The following is a 20,550-nucleotide window of genomic DNA, read 5'->3' on the forward strand; positions in this document are numbered from 1 at the left end:
ACTCGGAGTTGCGAAGGCCGTCTCCCCTTCTCGCGCTCTTCCCCTCCTGGCCACGCCGCTGTTCTGCGTTGTGGTGGGCGTGAATGTTCTGACAGGGTGCGGGATTCGGGGGTGTCGAGGAGGGGAGGCTGTGCCGATCTGTTGGGTGGTGGATAATAATAAAAAGGATCTGTAAAAGGCGAGATTTTACAAATAGTTCTGTCTTTTTCAGATCCTTTTTTTGTTAGTAATTGTAGGCTCCCTCATAAGCATTGCATCGTTCCTTCCGATGTCCCTGCTCTACACAGGAGCTGCACCGGTCACAAAATTCCTGTTCATAGCAGGTAGAACAGACACATCCCTTACAGGCATCCCGGTCATAAGCCGGCGTGCAGGTAAAAGGAAGAGTATCCTTCGTAGTTTCCGTACTCATAAAGATCACGCTCCTTTTTTCTATATTATAGACCTATCAAAAAAGCGTTTCAATACAAATAATCAGAAAATACAAAAAGATACCTGATAAAAAGTTACTGTTCACTCCGTTTTCAGTAATACGCTTTGCGATGCACAGAATTTATACTGATTGTATAAATTCGCGCGGTATGTCTCGGGCTTTCTGTGACCTTCGCTCACAAAAAACACCTCGCGGAATATTACCATTGAATAGTAAGGATAAAAATCGGCACAATGCGTCACATCCAACACAGTAGAATCCATCATCCTGCCAATACAGAATCACATCCCAAAACGTCGAACAACGGCGTGGCCAGGAGGGGAAGAGCGCGAGAAGGGGAGACGGCCTTCGCAACTCCGAGTGCTTCCCCTTCTCGCAAACCTGCCCACGCCAAAGTGTCCCCCTGAAAGGAAAAATCTTCATTTACAGCAGTTTGCAACAGCAGAAAAAAGTGCCAGCTAATAAGGATGCCACAACATCCCTATCCTACCGGGAGGAGCTCCACCGTCCGGAAGCTCCGCAAGGAAGAACCAGACCACTTTCTGTTACAGGAAGTCCGATCTCCTGTGACTCCACATTACCCTTCCAGGGTTTTAGCTCCGTGGCAAGCATATAAGTCAGAACAGCCGGTGCAAGACCTGTAGTATAGGAATTTACCAGGAAAAACAGCGGATCATCACTGAGGATCTTCGTACAAAGCTTGATCAGCGGATGGATCGCATCCTCGATCTTCCAGATCTCGCCCTTAGGTCCGCGGCCGTAAGAAGGCGGGTCCATAATGATCGCATCATAATGATTCCCTCTGCGGATCTCACGCTCTACGAACTTCACGCAGTCATCCACAAGCCAGCGGATCGGCGCACCGGAAAGTCCGGAAGCAGCAGCATTCTCTTTTGCCCAGTTCACCATACCTTTGGAAGCGTCCACGTGAGTAACGGAAGCGCCGGCTGCAGCTGCAGCCAGAGTAGCGCCGCCGGTATAGGCAAAAAGATTTAAGACCTTGATCGGGCGTCCTGCATTGCGGATCTTTTCACCGAACCAGTCCCAGTTCACAGCCTGCTCCGGGAAAAGTCCTGTATGCTTGAAGCTGAAAGGCTTCAGATTAAAAGTAAGGTCCTTGTAATGAAGCTCCCACTGATGAGGCAGATCAAAGAACTCCCACTCACCGCCGCCACGGCTGCTTCTGTGATAATGTCCGTTCATATGCTTCCAGCCACGGTTTTTGCGGGGAGTATCCCAGATTACCTGCGGGTCCGGACGAACCAGAAGATAATCCCCCCAGCGCTCCAGCTTTTCTCCTTTTGATGTATCAATAACTTCATATTCTTTCCATCCATCTGCAATCCACATGATGATCAATACCTCTTTCATAATAGTAAATTTATAAGATATATATAGCATTTTTATATAGCATTTCCGGAGATTACTGTACCAGATCCGGCTGATCGGGACATGAATCCATAAAACACCATAATAATGTTTTTTCCAGTATAGAGGAAAAATGGATGCTGTGCAAGAGAAGTGCAGAATTTTCCACGAAAGATTTGACAACAGCGCTTTTACATACTAAAATGTACGCAGAGATTTTCTGCCGGGGCAGAGGCTTCCCGCTTCCGTGAAACTGTGGCTGTTTTTTGCGGAAGAGATTTTGCAGAGAATTCCTGACAGACAGAAATCGTTAACAGAAGAAACACAGCAACCGTAGATATGAAACTGTGCACAAAAAGAGGAGAAGCAAACTTATGAAAAAATATTGTGAGATGAGCAGGGAAGAGCTACTCGATTTAAAGAAAGAACTTGACCGTGAGTTCGACGAGATCAAAGCCGAAGGTCTGGCACTGGATATGTCCCGTGGTAAACCTGCACCGGATCAGCTTGATCTTTCCATGAAAATGATGGAAGTACTTGCAGGGGATGCAGATCTGAAATGTGAGACCGGTGTGGACTGCCGTAACTATGGAGTCATCGACGGAATCCCGGAAGCCAAGAGACTTCTCGGTGAGATGTCAGAGGTAGAGCCAGAGAACATCATCATCTATGGTAACTCCAGTCTGAACGTAATGTTCGATACCATTGCACGTTCCTATTCCCACGGAGTAATGGGAAATACACCATGGTGCAAGCTTGACAAGGTGAAATTCCTCTGTCCTGTACCAGGATACGACCGTCATTTTCGTATCACAGAATTTTTCGGCATTGAGATGATCAACATTCCGATGTCTCCGGAAGGCCCGGATATGGACATGGTTGAGAAATATGTCAATGAAGATCCGGCAGTAAAAGGAATCTGGTGTGTTCCGAAATATTCCAATCCGCAGGGCTACACCTATTCCGAAGAAACAGTTAAGCGTTTTGCGCATCTGAAGCCGGCTGCACCGGACTTCCGTATTTACTGGGATAACGCTTACAGCATCCATCATCTCTATGATGACAATCAGGATTTCCTTCTTGAGATCCTTGATGAGTGTGCGAAAGCAGGAAATCCGGACATTGTTTATAAATTTACTTCTACCTCCAAGGTAAGCTTCCCTGGTTCCGGTATCGCAGCAGTTGCTGCATCCAAGGCGAACCTGGATGACTTCCGCAAATACATGACTGTACAGACCATCGGACACGACAAACTGAACCAGCTTCGTCACGTTCGTTTCTTCAAAGATATCAACGGACTGCATGAGCATATGAAGAAACACGCAGACATCCTTCGTCCGAAATTCGAGCTTGTTCTCGCAACACTGGATAAAGAGCTTAACGGACTTGGAATCGGTGAGTGGACCAAACCTCACGGCGGATATTTCATTTCCTTTGATTCTATGGAAGGCTGTGCGAAAGCCATCGTTGCCAAAGCAAAAGAAGCAGGCGTTGTTATGACTGGAGCAGGCGCAACCTATCCATATGGAAAGGACCCGAAAGACAGCAATATCCGTATTGCACCAAGCTACCCAAGCGTTGAGGAGCTTGGCAAGGCAGCAGAGGTATTTGTTCTCTGTGTGAAGCTTGTAAGTGTGGAAAAACTTCTGGAGAAATAAATCGATCACATCAGACTGCCCGGTATTTCAGCACGCGTAATACCGGGCAGTCATAACTATTGGAGAGAGCTCATGGATGAGGAAAAAGAAAAAATGAAAACGGGCAAAAAGTTGGTCATTGCACTGATCATGATCCTGCTGATCCTTACAGCAGGGGCTTATGGATATGGTGTACACTATTTTACAGATCATTTTTTGCCGGGATCTCAGGTGAATGGTTTTAACTGCTCCTATAAAACTGCAGATGAAACAGAAAAGCTTCTTGCAAAGGAAGTGCAGGCATATGTTCTTACCGTTGATACAAGAAACAACGGAAAAGAGAGCATTACCGCAAAAGAAGCCGGCCTGGTCTACAAGCCGGATGGCGGAGCCAAAAAGCTGATCAAGAAACAGGACCGGTACAAATGGTTCCTTGCTTTTAATCAGAAGAAAAAATATACACTGGCAACGGATACTGCTTATGAAGATCAGAACAAGCTGACAGAGGCTGTGAAGAATCTGAAATGCATGCAGAAGGACAATATGGAAAAGCCTGCAGACGCATGCATTAAGGATAATGGCGAAACCTACGAGATCCAGCCGGAAAAAGAAGGAACGACCCTGGATACAAAAAAGGTTCAGAATGTGATCCGTGCAGCTGTTTCCGCAGGAGACAAAACAGTTAGTCTGGAAAAGAAAAACTGCTACAAAAAACCATCGATATATAAAGACGATGAAGCTCTGAAAAAAGATTGTGACCAGATGAACAAGCTTACCAGCTGCGTGATCACCTATGATTTTTCGGACCGGTCGGAACAGCTTGACCGAAATACCATCAAAGACTGGCTGGTCAGGGACGCAAACGGAGATTATATAGTAAATAAAGATCAGGTTGCAGCTTATGTGAACAGCCTGGGATATAAATATGATACCTTTGGCTGCACGAGGACATTTACCACCTACGATGGCCGCCAGAAAACCATTAAAGGCGGTGATTACGGATGGGCTATCGATCAGACCGCAGAGACTGAATGGCTTTATAATGCCATTCTTGCAGGAACTACAGAAGTGAGACAGCCGGCGTATGCTTACAGCGGACTTTGCAGAGATACCAATGATATCGGAAATACATATGTAGAGATTGACCTGACCAACCAGAGAATGGTATTCTATAAAGACGGACAGCTTCTGGTAGATACACCGGTAGTTACCGGCTGTGTCCGAAAGGGCCATTCCACACCAACCGGATGCTTTGCACTGGATGCCATGCGTTCACCGGCAGTTTTGAAGGGACCTGGATATGCATCACCGGTTACATACTGGATGCCGTTTTCCGGAGGAGTCGGAATCCATGACGCAAGCTGGCGTTCACAGTATGGCGGGCAGATCTATATCACAAATGGTTCTCATGGCTGTGTAAACACCCCGAAGGATAAGGCGGCAATCATTTATAATAATATTAGTGTAGGAGTACCAATCGTAGTTTATGAATAAGAGATTAAAAGAAATATTAAAACAATACGAAGAAAGAAAACACAAGATCATCAAGGGAGATGAAAGTATGAATATCGTTGTATTGGCAGGCGGAACCAGTACAGAAAGAGAGATCTCCATCGTAACAGGAACCGGTGTCTGCAAGGCACTTCGTAAAAAAGGTCATAATGCCATTCTTGTAGATATTTTCTGTGGACTGGAGCCGGTGGACTGGGATGAGCCCTTTGGAGATAAAGATTATGAGGTAGATTCTGCGGCAGAGTATATGAGAAGCTTCGATGATGATATCGAAGAGATCAAACGCACAAGAAGAAGCTTTTTCGGACCGAATGTACTGGAATTGTGTCAGGCAGCAGACATTGTATTTATGGGACTTCACGGTTCCAACGGAGAGGATGGAAAGGTTCAGGCAACCTTCGATCTTCTGGGAATCCGTTACACAGGAACCGGATATTTAAGCAGTGCCCTTGCTATGGATAAGGGCCTCACCAAGAAGATCTTTCTCATGGATCAGGTACCGACACCGAAAGGCGTTTCCATGCTGAAAGAAAACTGTACAAGAAACATCCATGATCTTGGTATGGAATTTCCTGTTGTTGTAAAAACATGCTGCGGTGGTTCCAGCGTAGGTGTTTATATTGTAAACAACCAGAAAGAATATGAGGATGCCATTGATGGTGCTTATTCTTATGAAGATGAGGTAGTTGTTGAAGAGTATATCAATGGCCGTGAGTTTTCCGTTGCAGTTGTAGACGGAAAGGCTTATCCGATCATCGAGATCGCACCGAAGCAGGGCTTTTATGATTACAAGAACAAATATCAGGCAGGCTCCACAGTAGAAACCTGTCCGGCTGAGATCTCACCGGAACTGACTGAGAAGATGCAGCATTATGCGGAAGCTGGCGCAAAGGCTCTCTGCATTGAGGGCTATGCACGTTTTGACTTCATGATGAAAGAAAACGGTGATATGTACTGCCTGGAGGCAAACACACTTCCGGGAATGACACCCACCAGTCTGATCCCTCAGGAAGCAAAGGTCCTGGGAATCGACTATCCGGACCTCTGTGAAGAACTGATCCGCATTTCTTTTAAGAAATACAGCAAATAAAATATCTGACCGTAACTCCTCCTGTTGACAGGAGGAGTTTCTGGCAAAAGAAAGGATTTTATTCATGAAAAATCTTACATTGGAAAATATCACAAAAGTCTGCAATGGTATTTACCACGGCCCGCAGGAAAAACTTCAGGAGGAAGTGACTGCGATCACAACGGACAGCCGTAAGGTGGAAAAAGGAGGTCTTTTTGTACCGGTAGTAGGAGAGCGTGTGGATGCTCACCGTTTTATCCCGCAGGTAATGGAAGCAGGTGCACTCGCGACCTTATCCGAGAGAACTCTTGAAGGGGCGGATCATCCGTATATCCAGGTAGGCTCCTCCCTTCAGGCAGTAAAAGACATTGCGGAGTTTTATCTGGAGCAGCTTGATATTCCGGTTGTGGGAATCACAGGAAGCGTTGGAAAGACCAGCACAAAAGAGGTGATCGCCTCTGTGCTGAAGGAAAAATACCGTACACTGAAAACCCAGGGGAATTTCAACAATGAGCTGGGACTTCCACTGACAGTATTCCGCCTTCGTGATGAAGATGAGATCGCAGTTCTGGAAATGGGAATCAGTGATTTCGGTGAGATGACCCGTCTTGCAAAGATCGCAAAACCGGACACCTGCGTGATCACAAACATCGGAACCTGCCATTTGGAAAACCTTGGGGACAGAGACGGCGTCCTGAAGGCAAAAACAGAGATTTTTCAGTATGTGAAGAGAAATATCGTACTTAACGGTGATGATGATAAGCTCTCCACAGTAAAGGAATACAACAGCATGCAGCCGGTATTTTTCGGAAACGGAGAAAATGCTTCTGTTACCTGTGAAAATGTGGAAAGCCGTGGCTTGAAGGGAATGAGCTGTGACATCTGTCTGAAAGGAAAAATGGCAGAGAACGGAGAGCTCCAGATATTTCATGTAGATATTCCAATGCCGGGACGTCATATGGTATCCAATGCACTGGCAGCAGCAGCTGTGGGCAGACTTTACGGACTGAATGCAGAGCAGATCAAAAATGGCATCGAAAGCCTGGAACCGGTCAGCGGAAGATTCAATATGATCGAGACCGATAAATTTATGATCGTAGATGACTGCTACAACGCAAATCCCATGTCCATGAAGGCTTCCCTGGATGTTCTTCAGGACGGACTTGGAAGAAAGGTTGCTATCCTTGGCGATATGGGTGAGCTTGGAACGGATGAAGCTGCACTTCATGAAGGTGTAGGCGTTCATGCAGGTCAGTGCAGGATCGATGCATGCATCTGCGTAGGACCACTTGCAGCCCATATCGCGGAAAAAGCATCTCAGACCAATCCGGACCTGACAGTCATCCGGGAAAAAGATCTGGAAAGCCTTCTTAAGAACCTGAACACATATGTGAAACCTGGAGATACCATCCTCGTAAAAGCTTCTCACTTCATGAAATTTGAAAATGTAGTCAAAGCACTGCAGGAAATGTAAAAAGACCAAAAACAGGGGCAGCATTTGACGAACGAAAATTCTTTCCAGTTAAGTTATATAGAAGTATAATATTCCTAAGGCGATGAGCAGTGCGGCTAAAGAACAAAAGCACGCTCAGGCACTGTGCGGCAGTGAAAAAGGGAGGGCTTATGCTGGAGATGATCATGAAGCTGAACATCCCGCTTTACGTCATGACATCCATGGGATGTATCGGCGGTCTGGGGATGCTGGCAACAAACCTTACCTACCGAAGAATGATCCGAAATACGCAGCGATTACAGAATCTCAAAGAAAAATGGCTGAACCTGTGGAAATCAAGGGACAGGCTCTGGCATCGGATGAACCGATTTGTGTGGTATCCGTCACTGTTTTGTACATTTCTTCTTGGAATGTCTGTTTTTCTCAACAGCAGACTGGGATATAGGGAAGGATTGTCTATGCTTTATCTTTATATAGGGGCGGCAGTGCCGGTAGTACTGCTTCTTCTTCGTCAGGCATTGGACTTTTCTTATAAGGAAGAGCTTGTGATGGCTTCTCTTGCAGATTATGTGGAACAGGTCCGTACCTGGGTGGAGGAAGTACCGGTCGCAGAAAAGCCGGATCCTGTTCTGCAGGAAGAAATCGTAGATAAGATCACCAGAAGTATCCGTCAGACGGCTGCTACCGGAAGTCACTTCAGCAAGATGCTTTCTCCGGAGGAGGAAGAGATCATGCGGGAGATCATACGGGAGTTTATGAATGCAGAGTAAAAACATATCCCGGTATATTTGAGAAAATACAGAAATGTACACAAAGATATTCCGGAATAAGGGAACCGGATGCAAAAAAAACTCTCCGGCAGATACGATTCTCTGTATCCGCCGGAGAGTTTTTTTGTGTGACAGTAAAAAGAGAACGCAGGATAAGCATTCGTGGCTTTCCTGCGTCCTTTTATATGTTACTCAGTCTTCCTCGATCACCTGGATCTCCAGGTAGTCGAATTCAATATGTTCAATGAAATTATCCTGATAAAAGCGGGCCTTATCATGCTTTTTGAAATCCCGCACTGTGGCATCCAGCCAGATAGGATTTCCCAGATCCATCTGATAACAGATTTCCTCAAGTCCGTGAAAGATCTTGTGGGTTCTGGTATCATCGCTGTCATCACAGACAACGGTGTCCTGAAGCATGCGATTGTCTTTCCATATTTTTCCCCATAAACGAAACATAAACAGTACCTCCGTATTGAAACTGCCACAGCCGGCAGAATATGAATATCCGTCCGATATGGTCTTCAGTATAGCGGATTTTGCAGGGAAAGTAAAGCACAGGGCAATAACGCTTGTACGCAAAACAATGCACCAGGCGTGCTCACTTTTATTGACTAATGTGTAAAAATCCTCTATAATAAACGAAATTATGAAAAAAAGAATCATTACAGATTGGAGGAACCGAAATGAAACTTTACGATACCGGCGTTTATCTTCAGAACGGAAAGGAAATCATTCCCGAGAACCAGGCTGATCTGCCTGTAGCGAAAGAAGAGGCTGCTAAGAATACCATCGCATATTCTATTCTCAAGGCTCACAATAAATCCGATAACATGGAGAAGCTTCAGATCAAATTCGATAAACTGACTTCCCATGATATCACATTTGTGGGAATCATCCAGACTGCAAGAGCTTCAGGACTTGAGAAGTTCCCGGTACCATATGTACTGACCAACTGCCATAACTCCCTTTGTGCAGTAGGCGGAACCATCAATGAAGATGACCACATGTTTGGTCTCACCTGTGCCAAAAAGTACGGCGGAGTTTATGTACCGCCTCATCAGGCAGTTATCCATCAGTTTGCAAGAGAAATGCTTGCAGGCGGCGGAAAGATGATCCTCGGTTCCGACAGTCATACAAGATACGGAGCACTTGGAACTATGGCTATGGGAGAGGGCGGACCGGAGCTTGTAAAACAGCTTCTCTGCCAGACATACGATATTAATATGCCAGGAGTAGTTGCTATTTATCTGAAAGGTGCTCCACGTTCGGGTGTAGGACCGCAGGATGTTGCGCTTGCCATCATCGGCGAGGTTTTTGCCAACGGCTATGTGAAGAATAAGGTTATGGAGTTCGTTGGACCAGGCGTTGCCAGCTTAAGCGCAGATTTCCGTATCGGTGTTGATGTTATGACAACAGAAACCACATGTCTTTCCTCCATCTGGCAGACAGATGCGAAGATCGAGGAATTCTATGCGATCCACGGAAGACCGGAGGATTACAAAGAACTGAAACCGGGCAACGTTGCATACTATGACGGCTGTGTAGAGATCGACCTCAGTGAGATCAAACCAATGATCGCAATGCCGTTCCACCCAAGTAACACCTACACCATCGATGAGCTGAAGGCAAACCTTGACGATATCCTTGCAGATGTGGAGAAGAGAGCACAGGTAAGCCTTGACGGAAAGATTCCGTTCACATTGAGAGACAAGGTAGTTGATGGCAAGCTTTATGTTGAGCAGGGAATCATTGCCGGTTGTGCAGGCGGTGGATTCGAGAATATCTGCGCTGCAGCAGATATCCTCAAGGGCAAAAATATCGGCCATGATGCCTTCACCTTAAGTGTATACCCGGCAAGTACTCCAATCTACATGGAACTGGCTAAGAATGGTGTTCTTGCAGAACTGATCGGAACAGGCGCAGTTGTGAAAACTGCATTCTGCGGACCGTGCTTCGGCGCCGGAGATACACCTGCAAACAATGCATTCAGTATCCGTCATACAACCAGAAACTTCCCGAACCGTGAAGGCTCCAAGATCCAGAACGGTCAGATCTCTTCGGTTGCACTTATGGATGCACGTTCCATTGCAGCTACAGCAGCAAACAAGGGATTCCTTACCTCAGCAGAGGAGTTTGACGGAAGCTATTCCGAGCATAAATACTACTTCGATAAGTCTATCTACGAGAACCGTGTATTTGATAGCAAGGGCGTGGCAGATCCAAGCGTAGAGATCCAGTTTGGACCGAATATCAAAGACTGGCCGGAGATGGCTGCACTTGCAGACAACCTGATCCTGAAGGTTGTTTCCGAGATCCACGATCCGGTTACTACCACTGACGAGCTGATCCCGTCTGGCGAGACATCTTCCTACCGTTCCAATCCGCTTGGACTTGCAGAGTTCACACTGTCCAGAAAGGATCCGGCTTATGTTGGCCGTGCAAAAGAGATCCAGGCAGCACAGAAGGCGATCCAGGCAGGTAACTGCCCGGCAGAGGCTGTTCCGGAACTGAAACCGGTTATGGAAACCATCCATAAATCCTACCCGGATGTTGACAAGACAAACCTTGGTGTAGGAAGCACCATCTTTGCAGTGAAACCGGGCGATGGCTCTGCCAGAGAGCAGGCTGCATCCTGCCAGAAGGTACTTGGCGGCTGGGCAAACATTGCCAATGAGTATGCAACCAAGAGATATCGTTCCAATCTGATCAACTGGGGTATGCTTCCATTCCTGATCCCGTCCGGAGATCTTCCGTTCAAGAACGGTGATTACCTGTTCTTCCCGGGAATCCGTAAGGCAGTTGAGGAAAAGGCAGACGTGATCAAGGGATATACTGTTGAAGGTGATTCTTTGAAGGAGTTCGATGTAACTCTGGGTGAGCTGACAGATGATGAGAGAGAGATCATCCTTAAGGGTTGTCTGATCAATTATAATCGTAAATAGATGCAGGGATTGAACACATATAGAGCGTGAAGGTGATGGAAGTGTGTTCATGAATATGCTGCAGAGCGGAATATAGTAATTTAAGAATTTCCGTGTTGTTTTGCAGACTGGTGACCGTTTTGATCGAGGTCGCCGGTCTGCTTTTTTACTTTTAGAGGTGTGGTTGTGGGGAGTTTTTAGGGTTGTGGATACTTATGACGATGCGGACGCGTGAGGTGTCCTGTGGGGAGCAGAGGCTGTCGTTTCGCCTGGTCATACTAAGCGTCTGAGGCAACCTGTGAAAAGTCCGGCCCATAACTCGCCATGTACGCTGATGCGTACCTGGCTCAGACAGATGGGCCTTATTCTGCGGCCTGTATCCGCAGAATACCTTTCCACAGGTCACCTCAGCCGCCAAGTATGACCAAAGGCTCACTCCGAAGCCCCTGCTCCCCACAGGACACCTCACGCTGACATTCCCAGAGACAAACCCCAGCCCCGGTAAAAATATCAAGAAAAGCTCAATAAATGATGACCGTCTCAACACTCTTCGTTATTTAATTTTTCTTCTTCTTCGTTCTTTCGAATAAAGTTTATCTCAATCCCCTGCAAACATTGTAAAGTACAAACATTGCAATGTTTGCAGTGCCAATACAGTCACACAGAAACTTTTCTAACTAATTTTCCATGTTCGAAAGTCAGGGCGGGAAGGACGGGCGGGGCGGGTGACTCTGCAGGAGTCGTAGTACTTCTTAGGCCGCGGGGAGGCTGCGTTGCTGGAAAAATCCCAGCTGTTTGAGCGTAAGCGAGTTCTGGGATTTTTTCAGCGGTTTTAGCAGAATCCCTGCAGCCTTAGAAGCACTAGACCTCCGAAGCCTCACCCGCCCCGCCCGTCCTTCACGGCCGTCCGTTCGCGACATACCCTACCTTCACAACTTCACAATAGCATAAATTAACAGAAAATAATAAAAAACACAAACAAATTATAAAATATAAACACCTAATAAAACAAATAAATAAAAATAATAGCATAAAAACACAAAAATGTATTGACAAATACCCGCAACGATGTTATTATAAGACCATCAAAAACAACAAGAGAAAAACAAAAAAGAAAATCATTCAATTCATAGCATAGATGCACATGAAGGATGAAGAAAGGAAAAGGTGATTCCAGTGGGAACATAAACAAACACCATCATCAATATGAGAGTGACAGGAACCGGATTTCCTGCAAGAAAGACCTGATACAGATCACATATGATACACCTTAAGAAAACAGAAGTTTCTTTTATGAAATATAAATAAGATCCTCTTAAATCTTACTTATATTTTAAGAAATCAGAAACAAAAGGAAATCAGTATTTCAGGTAATATAGAATCGGTAACTCATATTGAACAACTGTCACACACCTGATACAAAGATTTCAGGAAATATGTAAAGAAATATTTCCCGAAAGAGTAAAACCCTCAACTCACCGGTTCGTTGGAAAGAAGAGATTCCAAGAACAAACGTGAAGATGAGAACGATACTTTGAAATGCATATCAGAACCATTAGGATATGGATTGAAGCTTTGCATCAGAAGAATATCTGAGAGGATATTAAAAATAGAAGAATCGGGCAGGAACTTTTTTCCAGGATACTTTAAAGAACTGCAGAGGAGAAAATCCCAATAGGTCGATTTGAATCAGCAGATTGCAAAGTACAGAGATGACAAATGGTTTTGAATTTAAGAAGTTAAGTCCAGAATTGTTTAGTGAACAGGAAAAAGTATAACCACCGAAATTCTTCAGATAAACAGGAAATCAAACATCGTAAAAAATGATTTCTGATCTATAAAACTTTCTAAATAATCGAAGAGATATACTTACATATATCAGTCGTTTATGAGCAGGAAATAAAAAAGAAGAGAGAATCTGAAAAAGAAAAATTTCAAAATTGAATAAAGAGAATCGAAATTATTTTATAAAGTATATAAAATCAAAGATTTCGATTGATAAGTATAATAAGTATAACAAGAAAACTTTATTCGAAAGAACGAAGAGGAAGAAAAATTGAATAACGAAGAGTGTTGAGACGGTCATCATTTTTGGAAACTGTAAAAGTAAAAAAAGTGATGACCGTCTCGTTGTGTATATAAGATTGCATATATTAAGTATACAACCGTTCCGAAAAGCCCTGGATAAAATAATATGATCCGAGCAGAGAGCAAAATTTTCAATCAGAGATTTTTCCGGACAGTTATATTTATCAGTTGCCATCAAAAACATCATCAGTTATACTTCTGTGAGAAAGGAAGTAAGATGAGAAAATATGTGGAATTATCAGATTGAAGAAAATATTTTATATGAAGACAAAGAGATCCTTGTGTGCAGAAAAACAGCAGGAATGCCGGTGCAGGCAGCAAAAATAGGAACAATGGATATGGAAAGTGCTCTGAAAAATTATCTGGCACAAAAAACACCGGGAAAGATCCCATATCTGGGAGTAGTACATCGCCTTGATCAGCCGGTAGAAGGCATTCTTGTATTTGCGAAAACATCCGAAGCAGCAGGAAATTTGAGTAAACAGATGATGGCAGGAGGCGCCGGAAAATATTACCTGGCAGTAACAGAGGGAAAAGCAAAGAGCTCAGAAGGGACTCTTACAGACTATCTGAAAAAAAATGGAAAAGCCAACATGTCTCAGGTGGTGTCTGCCAATACACCGGGAGCAAAAAAAGCGATCCTTCACTATAAAGTTCTGGATCAGCAGGAGATAAACGGAAAATCCCGGACACTTCTTAAGATCAGGCTGGAAACAGGTCGGCATCATCAGATCCGTGTGCAGCTTTCTCATGAGGGACTGCCCCTTCTCGGAGACCGGAAATATAATCCTTCGGGAGAAAAAGGTACATCACTGGGACTTTGTTCCAATTGTCTGGAATTTAAACACCCCAGAACAGGAAAAATGATGAAGTTTGAAACAGAGCCACAGGGAAGCGCGTTTCTGGATTTTGTGAAAAAAGTGTAAAAACTCTGGACGGAAATACGAAAAAGTGTATAATGTAAAAAGCAAGTAACCAAATGTAAGATTTTTGTAAAGTATAAGTTACTGTGGACGGACAAGGCAGACGATAAAGAACAGTAACCAGCGAGGAAGAGGAGATTACAATGAAAAGAGCTGCAGTAGCGTCAGCAGCCTTGTTGGCTGTGGCAACCCTGCTGACAGGCTGTCAGAAAGAAGAAGTAGAAAAGCTTGTTGCACCGATTGTAGCAGACGTCCAGGAAACCCCTGAAGCAACCGAAGTGGAAGAAGAAAAAAGCCCGCTGATCCCTGAGATCGATGACACTCTTTCTATTGAAGAAGGTGCCAGAATAGCTGTTGTCAGCAAAAGCAAAAAAGGCGAGTTCTGGAATAAAGTAAAAGAAGGAATGGAAGCTACTGTCAAGGACGTAAATGAAGCGTATGGTTTCAAAAAAGACAAGCAGATCACGATGACCTTTGAGGGTCCGGATGATGAAGAGGACGTAGAAAGTCAGATCAATACTCTTGATGCAGTGATTGCTGAGAATCCATCTGTAGTGTGTCTTTCTGCCGGAGATATGGATTCCTGTCAGGCACAGCTGGAAGCAGCGAAAGAGAACGGAATTCCGGTGGTCGCATTTGATTCCAATGTCAGTGATACAAAGCTGGTCAGAGCTTTCCGTGGAACAGACAATACACAGATCGGCAAATATGCAGCATATAAGCTTGGCAGCGCCATTGGAAAAATGGGAAATGTGGCTGTTTTTTCCGCACAGGAGAAAACACAGAGCGCTCAGGAACGTGTAAAGGGATTTCTGGATAATATTGCAAATTATACGGATATTAAAGTGGTGGAAACCGTATATTCTGACCAGGTTGATGATATGAAGGAAGCCATGAAGGAAGTTCTGGATAAATATCCGGCATTGGATGGCGTTTTCTGCACCAATGCCGAGGTTTCTGAAATGTTTCTGGAGGTAAATAAGGACACTGGAGAAAATAAAGTTGCTATGGTAGGCGTAGATGCAACCAGCAAACAGCAGGAAGCGATCCAGAAAGGGGAAGAACTGGGAGTGCTTTCACAGAATCCTTATGCGATGGGATATCAGACCATGTGGGCGGCTATTCAGTCTACTGCACCGAAGAAGGAAACAAAGATTGATAAGAAGGTTTTACTTGATCCGATATGGATCGATGCTGAAAATATCAAAAGCGAAGACATTGCAAATTACCTGTACAATTAACAAATAGAACAGATAGCCACTGTAGGTCGGGTGAATAGGTTAGTCCGCATTCACCGTCTGTTCATAATTGAAAGCCATCAGTCCGATGAAGATGTAAAAAACATTTTCATCGGACTGGTGGCTTTTTTTGAATAAAAATAAAAAATATGAATAGAATAAACAAATAAAAAGTGTGCGAAAAAATGGCAAAAATATAACGAATTTGACGATTTTTTGACACAAAACAAATATATTTCTCGTTAAATTGCATAATAAACATTGTTTTAGCAAAGCAATTGTGATACAATTTGGATATGCAGAGAGGCGGTGATCAGATGATCCAGGAAACGATCAAGGCAGTGAAAGAGGCGGAGGCAAAAGCACAGCAGAAGATAAAGGATGCATCCGTCCGTGCACAGAGTATCATCAGCGAAGCTGAGAAAGAGGCAGAGAATATTATCAGAAAGGCGGAAACAGCCGCCGGCGAACAGGCGGCATCTGATATGAAAGCAGCCGAAGAACGTGCACACAGTACAGAGAACACTGTCGTTGGACAGGCGGAGGAAGAGCTTGCAGCTTTGAAAAAGAAAGCGGAGTCGAAGCACGAGCAGGCGATCCAGACAGTAATGGACAGTTTGTTCTGAGAGGGGGAGTGCGAAAATGGCAGTATTGCAGATGCAGCGAATCAGTATCTGCGCAATGAAAAAGAACCGTAAGGCCATATTGGAAGAACTGCAGTCACTTGGAGTATTGGAGATCGATGCAGCGGAATTGGATCCGGAGCTTAAGACGATGGATACTATGAATGCCCGGCTGATCTTTGAGAAGAACGCATCCCTTTGTGATCAGGCAATCGAAATACTGGATGAATTTTCGAAGGAAAAGCAATCCATGCTGGCATCCCTGGCAGGGAAACCGCTGATCGGAAGGAAGCAGGAGGAAGAAGCTATCCGGGATCAGGAAGAGATCCTGAGAACAGCCAGAGAAATCCAGGGATACCGGAAGAAGCTTACAGAGAACAGTGCGGCGGCAGTTAAGCTCGAGCAGCAGGAAGCAGCTCTTGCTCCATGGCTGAAGCTGGATATTCCGATGAACTTCGGCGGTACAGCGAAAGCAGCGGTACTTGTGGGAAGTATTGATGGAAATATAACTCTGGATCAGGTATACAGTCAGCTGGCAGCGGATGCACCACAGCTTGAAGCCTTTGACATTCGGGAAATCTCAAATGACGCCGGTAAGCTGAGCCTGGTGGTTGTCTGCTTGAAAGCACAGGCACAGGAACTGGAAGAAGCGCTTCGGATGCAGGGATTTGCAAGACCGGCACAGCTGGTATCAGAGGTTCCGGCACAGGAGCTGGAGAACCTTAAGAATGAAGTGGTACGCATTCAGGAAGAGTCCGAACAGATCCGGGAACAGATACGTGCTCTTCACGACAGGAAGAGCTCTCTTCAGCTTTTGTCCGATTATTTCCGGATCCGTGCACAGAAATATGAGGTATTAGGACAGCTCCGCCAGTCGGAGAGCACTTTTTTTGTGACAGGATATCTTCCGAAGAAACAGGTTTCTGCAATGGAGAAACGGCTTACGGAGAAGTACGATATTGTTTTTGAAGCAGAAGATGCTGAGGGAGAAAATGTTCCGGTTGCCCTTCAGAACGGCAAATTCGGAGCAGCAGGAGAGGGAGTTCTGGCAGCATTTGGTCTTCCCGGAAAGGGAGAGATCGATCCTTCCATGATCATGACAGCCTGCTATGTATTTCTTTTCGGACTGATGCTGTCAGACGCAGCATATGGACTGATCGTCTTTGCAGTCTGTCTGGGAGTACTTCTGAAGTTCCCCAGGATGGAGAGCGGAATGCAGAAATCCATCCGGCTTTTTATGTACTGTGGATTGTCCACTTTGTTCTGGGGCGTGATGTTTGGCGGATATTTCGGAGATTTTATCGATGTATTTTCGAAGGTATATCTGCACAGGCCGGTCACGGTGAAGCCGGTATGGTTTGCACCGTTAAATGAGCCAATGAGACTTCTGGTGTTCTCCATGCTGTTTGGTCTGATCCATATGTTTCTGGGAATGGGTCTTAAGGGCTACATGCTGTTACGTGACAGAAAATATCTCGACTTTTTCTGTGACGTAGTACTCTGGTTCCTGCTTCTTATGGGACTGATCCTGATCTTTATCCCAAGCAGCATGTTCCGTTCTATTTCTCAGATGGATCTGAATCTTTCACCGGCAGTGATACAGGTCGGAAAATGGATGGCGATCATCGGTGCTGTGGGAATTCTCTTTATGTCAGGAAGAGATAAGAAGAATCCGTTCCTGAGGCTGGCGCTTGGAGCCTACGATCTTTACAATATCACGGGATGGGTCAGTGATATCCTTTCCTATTCCAGACTTCTGGCCCTGGGACTTGCTACCGGAGTTATCGCATCGGTTATGAACCAGATGGGAAGTATGCTGGGAGACAGTATTCTGGGATGGATCGTATTTATTCTTGTATTTGTGATTGGTCATATCTTTAACCTTCTGATCAATCTTCTGGGTGCATACGTGCACACCTGCCGATTACAGTACGTAGAGTTTTTCGGCAAATTCTTTGAGGGCGGAGGAAAAGAGTTCCACCCCTTCCGCGAAAATACAAAATATGTAGATATTAAGGAGGATTAATATTATGAGTGGTATCGTTTGGGCATTATTGGGAGCAGCAATTTCCGTAGCTCTTGCAGGTATAGGTTCCGCCATCGGTGTTGGTACAGCCGGCCGTGCAGCAGCAGGCGTTGTAACAGAAGACCCGGACAAATTTGCTAAGGTTCTGCTTCTTCAGCTTCTTCCCGGTACGCAGGGTATTTACGGACTGCTGGTAGCATTCCTTGCACTTTCCAAGGTTGGTATCCTGGGCGGCGGTGTTGCTGATATTTCCCTGGAAACCGGTCTTATGATCTTTGTGGCTTGTCTTCCGATCGCTATCGCAGGTCTTCTTTCCGCAATCCATCAGGGAAAAACTTCCGTAGCTTCCATCGGTATCGTAGCCAAGAAACCGGAGCAGTTTGGTAAAGCCATGCTTTTCCCTGCAATGGTTGAGACATATGCGATTCTGGCTCTTCTGATTTCCATTCTTGCAGTCAGCGGAATTCAGGTTTGATTCATCAGGAGGGGCAGAGCATGACAGGATTAGAGAAGATGGTAAGCCAGATTCTTGAAGAGGCCGATGCTTCTGTAGCCGTTACGATCAGTGATGCGGAAAAAAAAGCCGCAGAGATCCTCAGGGAAGCTGGAGAAAAGGCAGATAAGATCCGGCAGCAGAGAGAAGAACAGTCCAGGGCAAAGGTGAAAAGCTATGAAGAGCGGACAGCTTCCGCTGCAGATATGAAGAAGCGTACCGCAGTTCTTGCAGCCAAGCAGGAGCTGATCGGAAATGTGATCGCAGATGCCTGTGACCGTGTGAAGAATCTGGATGAAGAAAAATATTTTGGGATCCTTAAGAATATGGCTGAGAAATATCTTCTTCCAAGAGAAGGAGAGATCTGTTTTTCAAAAAAGGATCTGGAACGTATGCCGGCAGGTTTCCGTGAGGAAATAAAGAGCCTGGCACAGAAAAAGGGTGGTGTGCTGGAAATTTCCGGTGAAACCCGAAACATAGACGGAGGTTTTATCCTGATATACGGCGGCATTGAGGAAAACTGTTCCATTGATGCCATGTTCGCAGAGAAGCGGGATGAGCTTCTGGATCAGGTAAGAAAGATTTTGTTTGCGTAAAACACCATCGCAAAAAGGAGGGCGTGAATGATGTTTGGTGAAGATTATGCCTATGCGGTGGCGCGGATACGTGTTCTGGAGACCGGACTTCTGAATCAGGCAGCGATCGAGCAGCTTCTGGCATGTCAGGATGAGCAGCAGTGCCTTCAGATCCTTACAGAGAAGGGCTGGGGAAATGGTGATCCTGCAGCCGGTGCGGATGCCATTCTTTCTCGGGAGAGAGAAAAGATCTGGGAGATCATGGATTCGCTGGTAGCGGACCGATCTGTGTTTTCTGTTCTTTCCTATCAGGATCTTTTCCATAACCTGAAAGCGGCTGTGAAGGCAAGCATCCTGCAAGGGGCAGCGCCGAATATTTTTTTCAGCGACTGTTCCATTGACGGAGAGGATATGGTGAAATTCCTGAAGGATAAGGAATATGATCGTTTTCCTGAGGATATGCGGGAAGCGGCAAGAGAAGCCTATGAGACCTTTTTGCACACAAGAGACGGACAGCTTGCGGATATTATCGTAGACAGGGCAGCACTGGATGCCATAAGAGCGGCCGGGGAGAGATCGAAAGAAGAGATCGTCCGGCAGTATGCGGAATCTACAGTTGCGGTAGCAGATATCCGGATCGCAGTCCGTGCCTGCAAAACAGGAAAAAGTTCGGACTTCATGAAAAAAGCTATGGCAGAATGTGACACACTGGATAAGGAAAGACTGATCCACGCTGCAGTCAGCGGAATGGATCAGATCATGAGTTATCTGGCAGAAACGAAATACGGGGACGGAGCTCTGGCACTGGCGGAATCGGCTTCCGCTTTTGAGAGATGGTGTGACAACCAGATCATGGAGACTATCCGACCTCAGCTGTACAATTCATTTTCACTGGGACCGCTGGTAGCCTATGTGCTCGCCCGTGAGAATGAGATCAAGACGGTGCGGATCATTCTCACCGGAAAGCGCAGCGGCCTTCCGGAAGAGTTTATCCGGGAAAGGGCAAGGGAAATGTATGTATAAGATCGCGGTTTTGGGTGATTATAACAGCATTTACGGGTTTGCGGCGCTTGGCCTTGATACCTTTCCGGTGGAAGATCCCGCAGAGGGAAAAGAGAAGCTAAACCGTCTGGCAGCCGGTGAATATGCGGTTATTTATATTACGGAACAGCTGGCAGCCCAGCTTTCCGCTGAGATCAGTAAATACAGTGAAACGCTGATGCCGGCGATCATTCAGATACCGGGAATTGCCGGAAATACAGGCGCAGGAATTGAAAATGTAAAGAAATCTGTGGAGACGGCAGTTGGCTCCGATATTCTTTTCAGCAATGAATGATATTCATCAGGAAATATTCCGTGATGCATGTTGAACGCTTTATATGAATAAGAAGGGGGAAACTTTTTTGAAAAAGTTTCAG

General features: G+C 45.4%; 17 protein-coding genes. 14 read left to right on the top strand and 3 right to left on the bottom strand.

What is annotated here, in order from left to right:
• Positions 1-223: 223 nt before the first annotated feature.
• Positions 224-412: a hypothetical protein gene (locus NCY57_RS10955; RefSeq protein WP_015526276.1), complete on the bottom strand. Its 189-nt coding sequence runs from the start codon at positions 410-412 to the stop codon at positions 224-226.
• A 507-nt stretch (positions 413-919) separates the two neighbouring features.
• A complete protein-coding gene (locus NCY57_RS10960) occupies positions 920-1,783 on the bottom strand; it encodes a class I SAM-dependent methyltransferase (RefSeq protein ID WP_092069884.1) in 864 nt (287 codons plus the stop codon).
• A gap of 392 nt (positions 1,784-2,175) precedes the next feature.
• Between NCY57_RS10960 and NCY57_RS10965 the strand changes: the two genes are divergently transcribed.
• From NCY57_RS10965 to NCY57_RS10985, 5 genes are all read left to right on the top strand, one after another.
• Entirely contained in the window at positions 2,176-3,459 is a 1,284-nt protein-coding gene (locus NCY57_RS10965) for a hypothetical protein (RefSeq protein ID WP_021651427.1), read from the top strand.
• Between the two features lie 72 nt (positions 3,460-3,531).
• Entirely contained in the window at positions 3,532-4,932 is a 1,401-nt protein-coding gene (locus tag NCY57_RS10970) for a L,D-transpeptidase family protein (RefSeq protein WP_178016244.1), read from the top strand.
• A 67-nt stretch (positions 4,933-4,999) separates the two neighbouring features.
• Entirely contained in the window at positions 5,000-6,040 is a 1,041-nt protein-coding gene (locus tag NCY57_RS10975) for a D-alanine--D-alanine ligase family protein (protein ID WP_178016246.1), read from the top strand.
• Positions 6,041-6,104: 64 nt separating this feature from the next.
• Entirely contained in the window at positions 6,105-7,493 is a 1,389-nt protein-coding gene (locus tag NCY57_RS10980; RefSeq protein ID WP_250789668.1) for a UDP-N-acetylmuramoyl-tripeptide--D-alanyl-D-alanine ligase, read from the top strand.
• A 149-nt stretch (positions 7,494-7,642) separates the two neighbouring features.
• The gene (locus NCY57_RS10985; RefSeq protein WP_215638044.1) at positions 7,643-8,242 is read left to right on the top strand and encodes a hypothetical protein; all 600 of its coding nucleotides are present in this window, start codon (positions 7,643-7,645) and stop codon (positions 8,240-8,242) included.
• 192 nt (positions 8,243-8,434) lie between these two features.
• On the opposite strand, the gene NCY57_RS10990 is transcribed toward NCY57_RS10985, so the two are convergent.
• On the bottom strand, positions 8,435-8,701 hold the full coding sequence (locus tag NCY57_RS10990) for a hypothetical protein (protein ID WP_015526267.1): 267 nt from the start codon (positions 8,699-8,701) through the stop codon (positions 8,435-8,437).
• Positions 8,702-8,928: 227 nt separating this feature from the next.
• On the opposite strand from NCY57_RS10990, the gene NCY57_RS10995 reads away from it, so the two are divergent.
• The 9 genes from NCY57_RS10995 to NCY57_RS11035 all read left to right on the top strand — a co-directional run bounded on the left by NCY57_RS10995 (position 8,929) and on the right by NCY57_RS11035 (position 20,468).
• Complete coding sequence (locus NCY57_RS10995; protein ID WP_250789669.1) at positions 8,929-11,187, top strand: hydratase; 2,259 nt, start codon at positions 8,929-8,931, stop codon at positions 11,185-11,187.
• A 2,294-nt stretch (positions 11,188-13,481) separates the two neighbouring features.
• Complete coding sequence (locus NCY57_RS11000) at positions 13,482-14,180, top strand: RluA family pseudouridine synthase (protein ID WP_250789670.1); 699 nt, start codon at positions 13,482-13,484, stop codon at positions 14,178-14,180.
• A gap of 140 nt (positions 14,181-14,320) precedes the next feature.
• Positions 14,321-15,418: a substrate-binding domain-containing protein gene (locus tag NCY57_RS11005; RefSeq protein WP_250789671.1), complete on the top strand. Its 1,098-nt coding sequence runs from the start codon at positions 14,321-14,323 to the stop codon at positions 15,416-15,418.
• Between the two features lie 314 nt (positions 15,419-15,732).
• Positions 15,733-16,041 carry a V-type ATPase subunit subunit G family protein gene (locus NCY57_RS11010; protein ID WP_022427344.1) on the top strand — a complete coding sequence of 103 codons (309 nt, stop codon included), beginning with the start codon at positions 15,733-15,735 and terminating at the stop codon, positions 16,039-16,041.
• A gap of 16 nt (positions 16,042-16,057) precedes the next feature.
• Entirely contained in the window at positions 16,058-18,064 is a 2,007-nt protein-coding gene (locus tag NCY57_RS11015) for a V-type ATP synthase subunit I (RefSeq protein ID WP_161209356.1), read from the top strand.
• Positions 18,065-18,068: 4 nt separating this feature from the next.
• The gene (locus tag NCY57_RS11020; RefSeq protein ID WP_015526259.1) at positions 18,069-18,539 is read left to right on the top strand and encodes a V-type ATP synthase subunit K; all 471 of its coding nucleotides are present in this window, start codon (positions 18,069-18,071) and stop codon (positions 18,537-18,539) included.
• A gap of 20 nt (positions 18,540-18,559) precedes the next feature.
• Complete coding sequence (locus NCY57_RS11025) at positions 18,560-19,153, top strand: V-type ATP synthase subunit E (RefSeq protein WP_161209358.1); 594 nt, start codon at positions 18,560-18,562, stop codon at positions 19,151-19,153.
• A gap of 30 nt (positions 19,154-19,183) precedes the next feature.
• A complete protein-coding gene (locus NCY57_RS11030) occupies positions 19,184-20,155 on the top strand; it encodes a V0D/AC39 family V-type ATPase subunit (protein WP_250789677.1) in 972 nt (323 codons plus the stop codon).
• A complete protein-coding gene (locus NCY57_RS11035) occupies positions 20,148-20,468 on the top strand; it encodes a V-type ATP synthase subunit F (RefSeq protein ID WP_250789672.1) in 321 nt (106 codons plus the stop codon). Before NCY57_RS11030 ends, NCY57_RS11035 begins: the two co-directional genes overlap by 8 nt.
• Positions 20,469-20,550: the final 82 nt, after the last annotated feature.

It is taken from the genome of Blautia sp. MB18-30, assembly GCF_023669475.1.
GTDB lineage: Bacteria > Bacillota > Clostridia > Lachnospirales > Lachnospiraceae > Blautia_A > Blautia_A fusiformis.

What these genes read in the sequence shown, in the direction of transcription:
- NCY57_RS10955 (WP_015526276.1), bottom strand. Translation starts at nt 412, where the DNA reads ATGAGTACGGAAACTACGAAGGATACTCTTCCTTTTACCTGCACGCCG.
- NCY57_RS10960 (WP_092069884.1), bottom strand. Translation starts at nt 1,783, where the DNA reads ATGTGGATTGCAGATGGATGGAAAGAATATGAAGTTATTGATACATCA.
- NCY57_RS10965 (WP_021651427.1), top strand. Translation starts at nt 2,176, where the DNA reads ATGAAAAAATATTGTGAGATGAGCAGGGAAGAGCTACTCGATTTAAAG.
- NCY57_RS10970 (WP_178016244.1), top strand. Translation starts at nt 3,532, where the DNA reads ATGGATGAGGAAAAAGAAAAAATGAAAACGGGCAAAAAGTTGGTCATT.
- NCY57_RS10975 (WP_178016246.1), top strand. Translation starts at nt 5,000, where the DNA reads ATGAATATCGTTGTATTGGCAGGCGGAACCAGTACAGAAAGAGAGATC.
- NCY57_RS10980 (WP_250789668.1), top strand. Translation starts at nt 6,105, where the DNA reads ATGAAAAATCTTACATTGGAAAATATCACAAAAGTCTGCAATGGTATT.
- NCY57_RS10985 (WP_215638044.1), top strand. Translation starts at nt 7,643, where the DNA reads ATGCTGGAGATGATCATGAAGCTGAACATCCCGCTTTACGTCATGACA.
- NCY57_RS10990 (WP_015526267.1), bottom strand. Translation starts at nt 8,701, where the DNA reads ATGTTTCGTTTATGGGGAAAAATATGGAAAGACAATCGCATGCTTCAG.
- NCY57_RS10995 (WP_250789669.1), top strand. Translation starts at nt 8,929, where the DNA reads ATGAAACTTTACGATACCGGCGTTTATCTTCAGAACGGAAAGGAAATC.
- NCY57_RS11000 (WP_250789670.1), top strand. Translation starts at nt 13,482, where the DNA reads ATGTGGAATTATCAGATTGAAGAAAATATTTTATATGAAGACAAAGAG.
- NCY57_RS11005 (WP_250789671.1), top strand. Translation starts at nt 14,321, where the DNA reads ATGAAAAGAGCTGCAGTAGCGTCAGCAGCCTTGTTGGCTGTGGCAACC.
- NCY57_RS11010 (WP_022427344.1), top strand. Translation starts at nt 15,733, where the DNA reads ATGATCCAGGAAACGATCAAGGCAGTGAAAGAGGCGGAGGCAAAAGCA.
- NCY57_RS11015 (WP_161209356.1), top strand. Translation starts at nt 16,058, where the DNA reads ATGGCAGTATTGCAGATGCAGCGAATCAGTATCTGCGCAATGAAAAAG.
- NCY57_RS11020 (WP_015526259.1), top strand. Translation starts at nt 18,069, where the DNA reads ATGAGTGGTATCGTTTGGGCATTATTGGGAGCAGCAATTTCCGTAGCT.
- NCY57_RS11025 (WP_161209358.1), top strand. Translation starts at nt 18,560, where the DNA reads ATGACAGGATTAGAGAAGATGGTAAGCCAGATTCTTGAAGAGGCCGAT.
- NCY57_RS11030 (WP_250789677.1), top strand. Translation starts at nt 19,184, where the DNA reads ATGTTTGGTGAAGATTATGCCTATGCGGTGGCGCGGATACGTGTTCTG.
- NCY57_RS11035 (WP_250789672.1), top strand. Translation starts at nt 20,148, where the DNA reads ATGTATAAGATCGCGGTTTTGGGTGATTATAACAGCATTTACGGGTTT.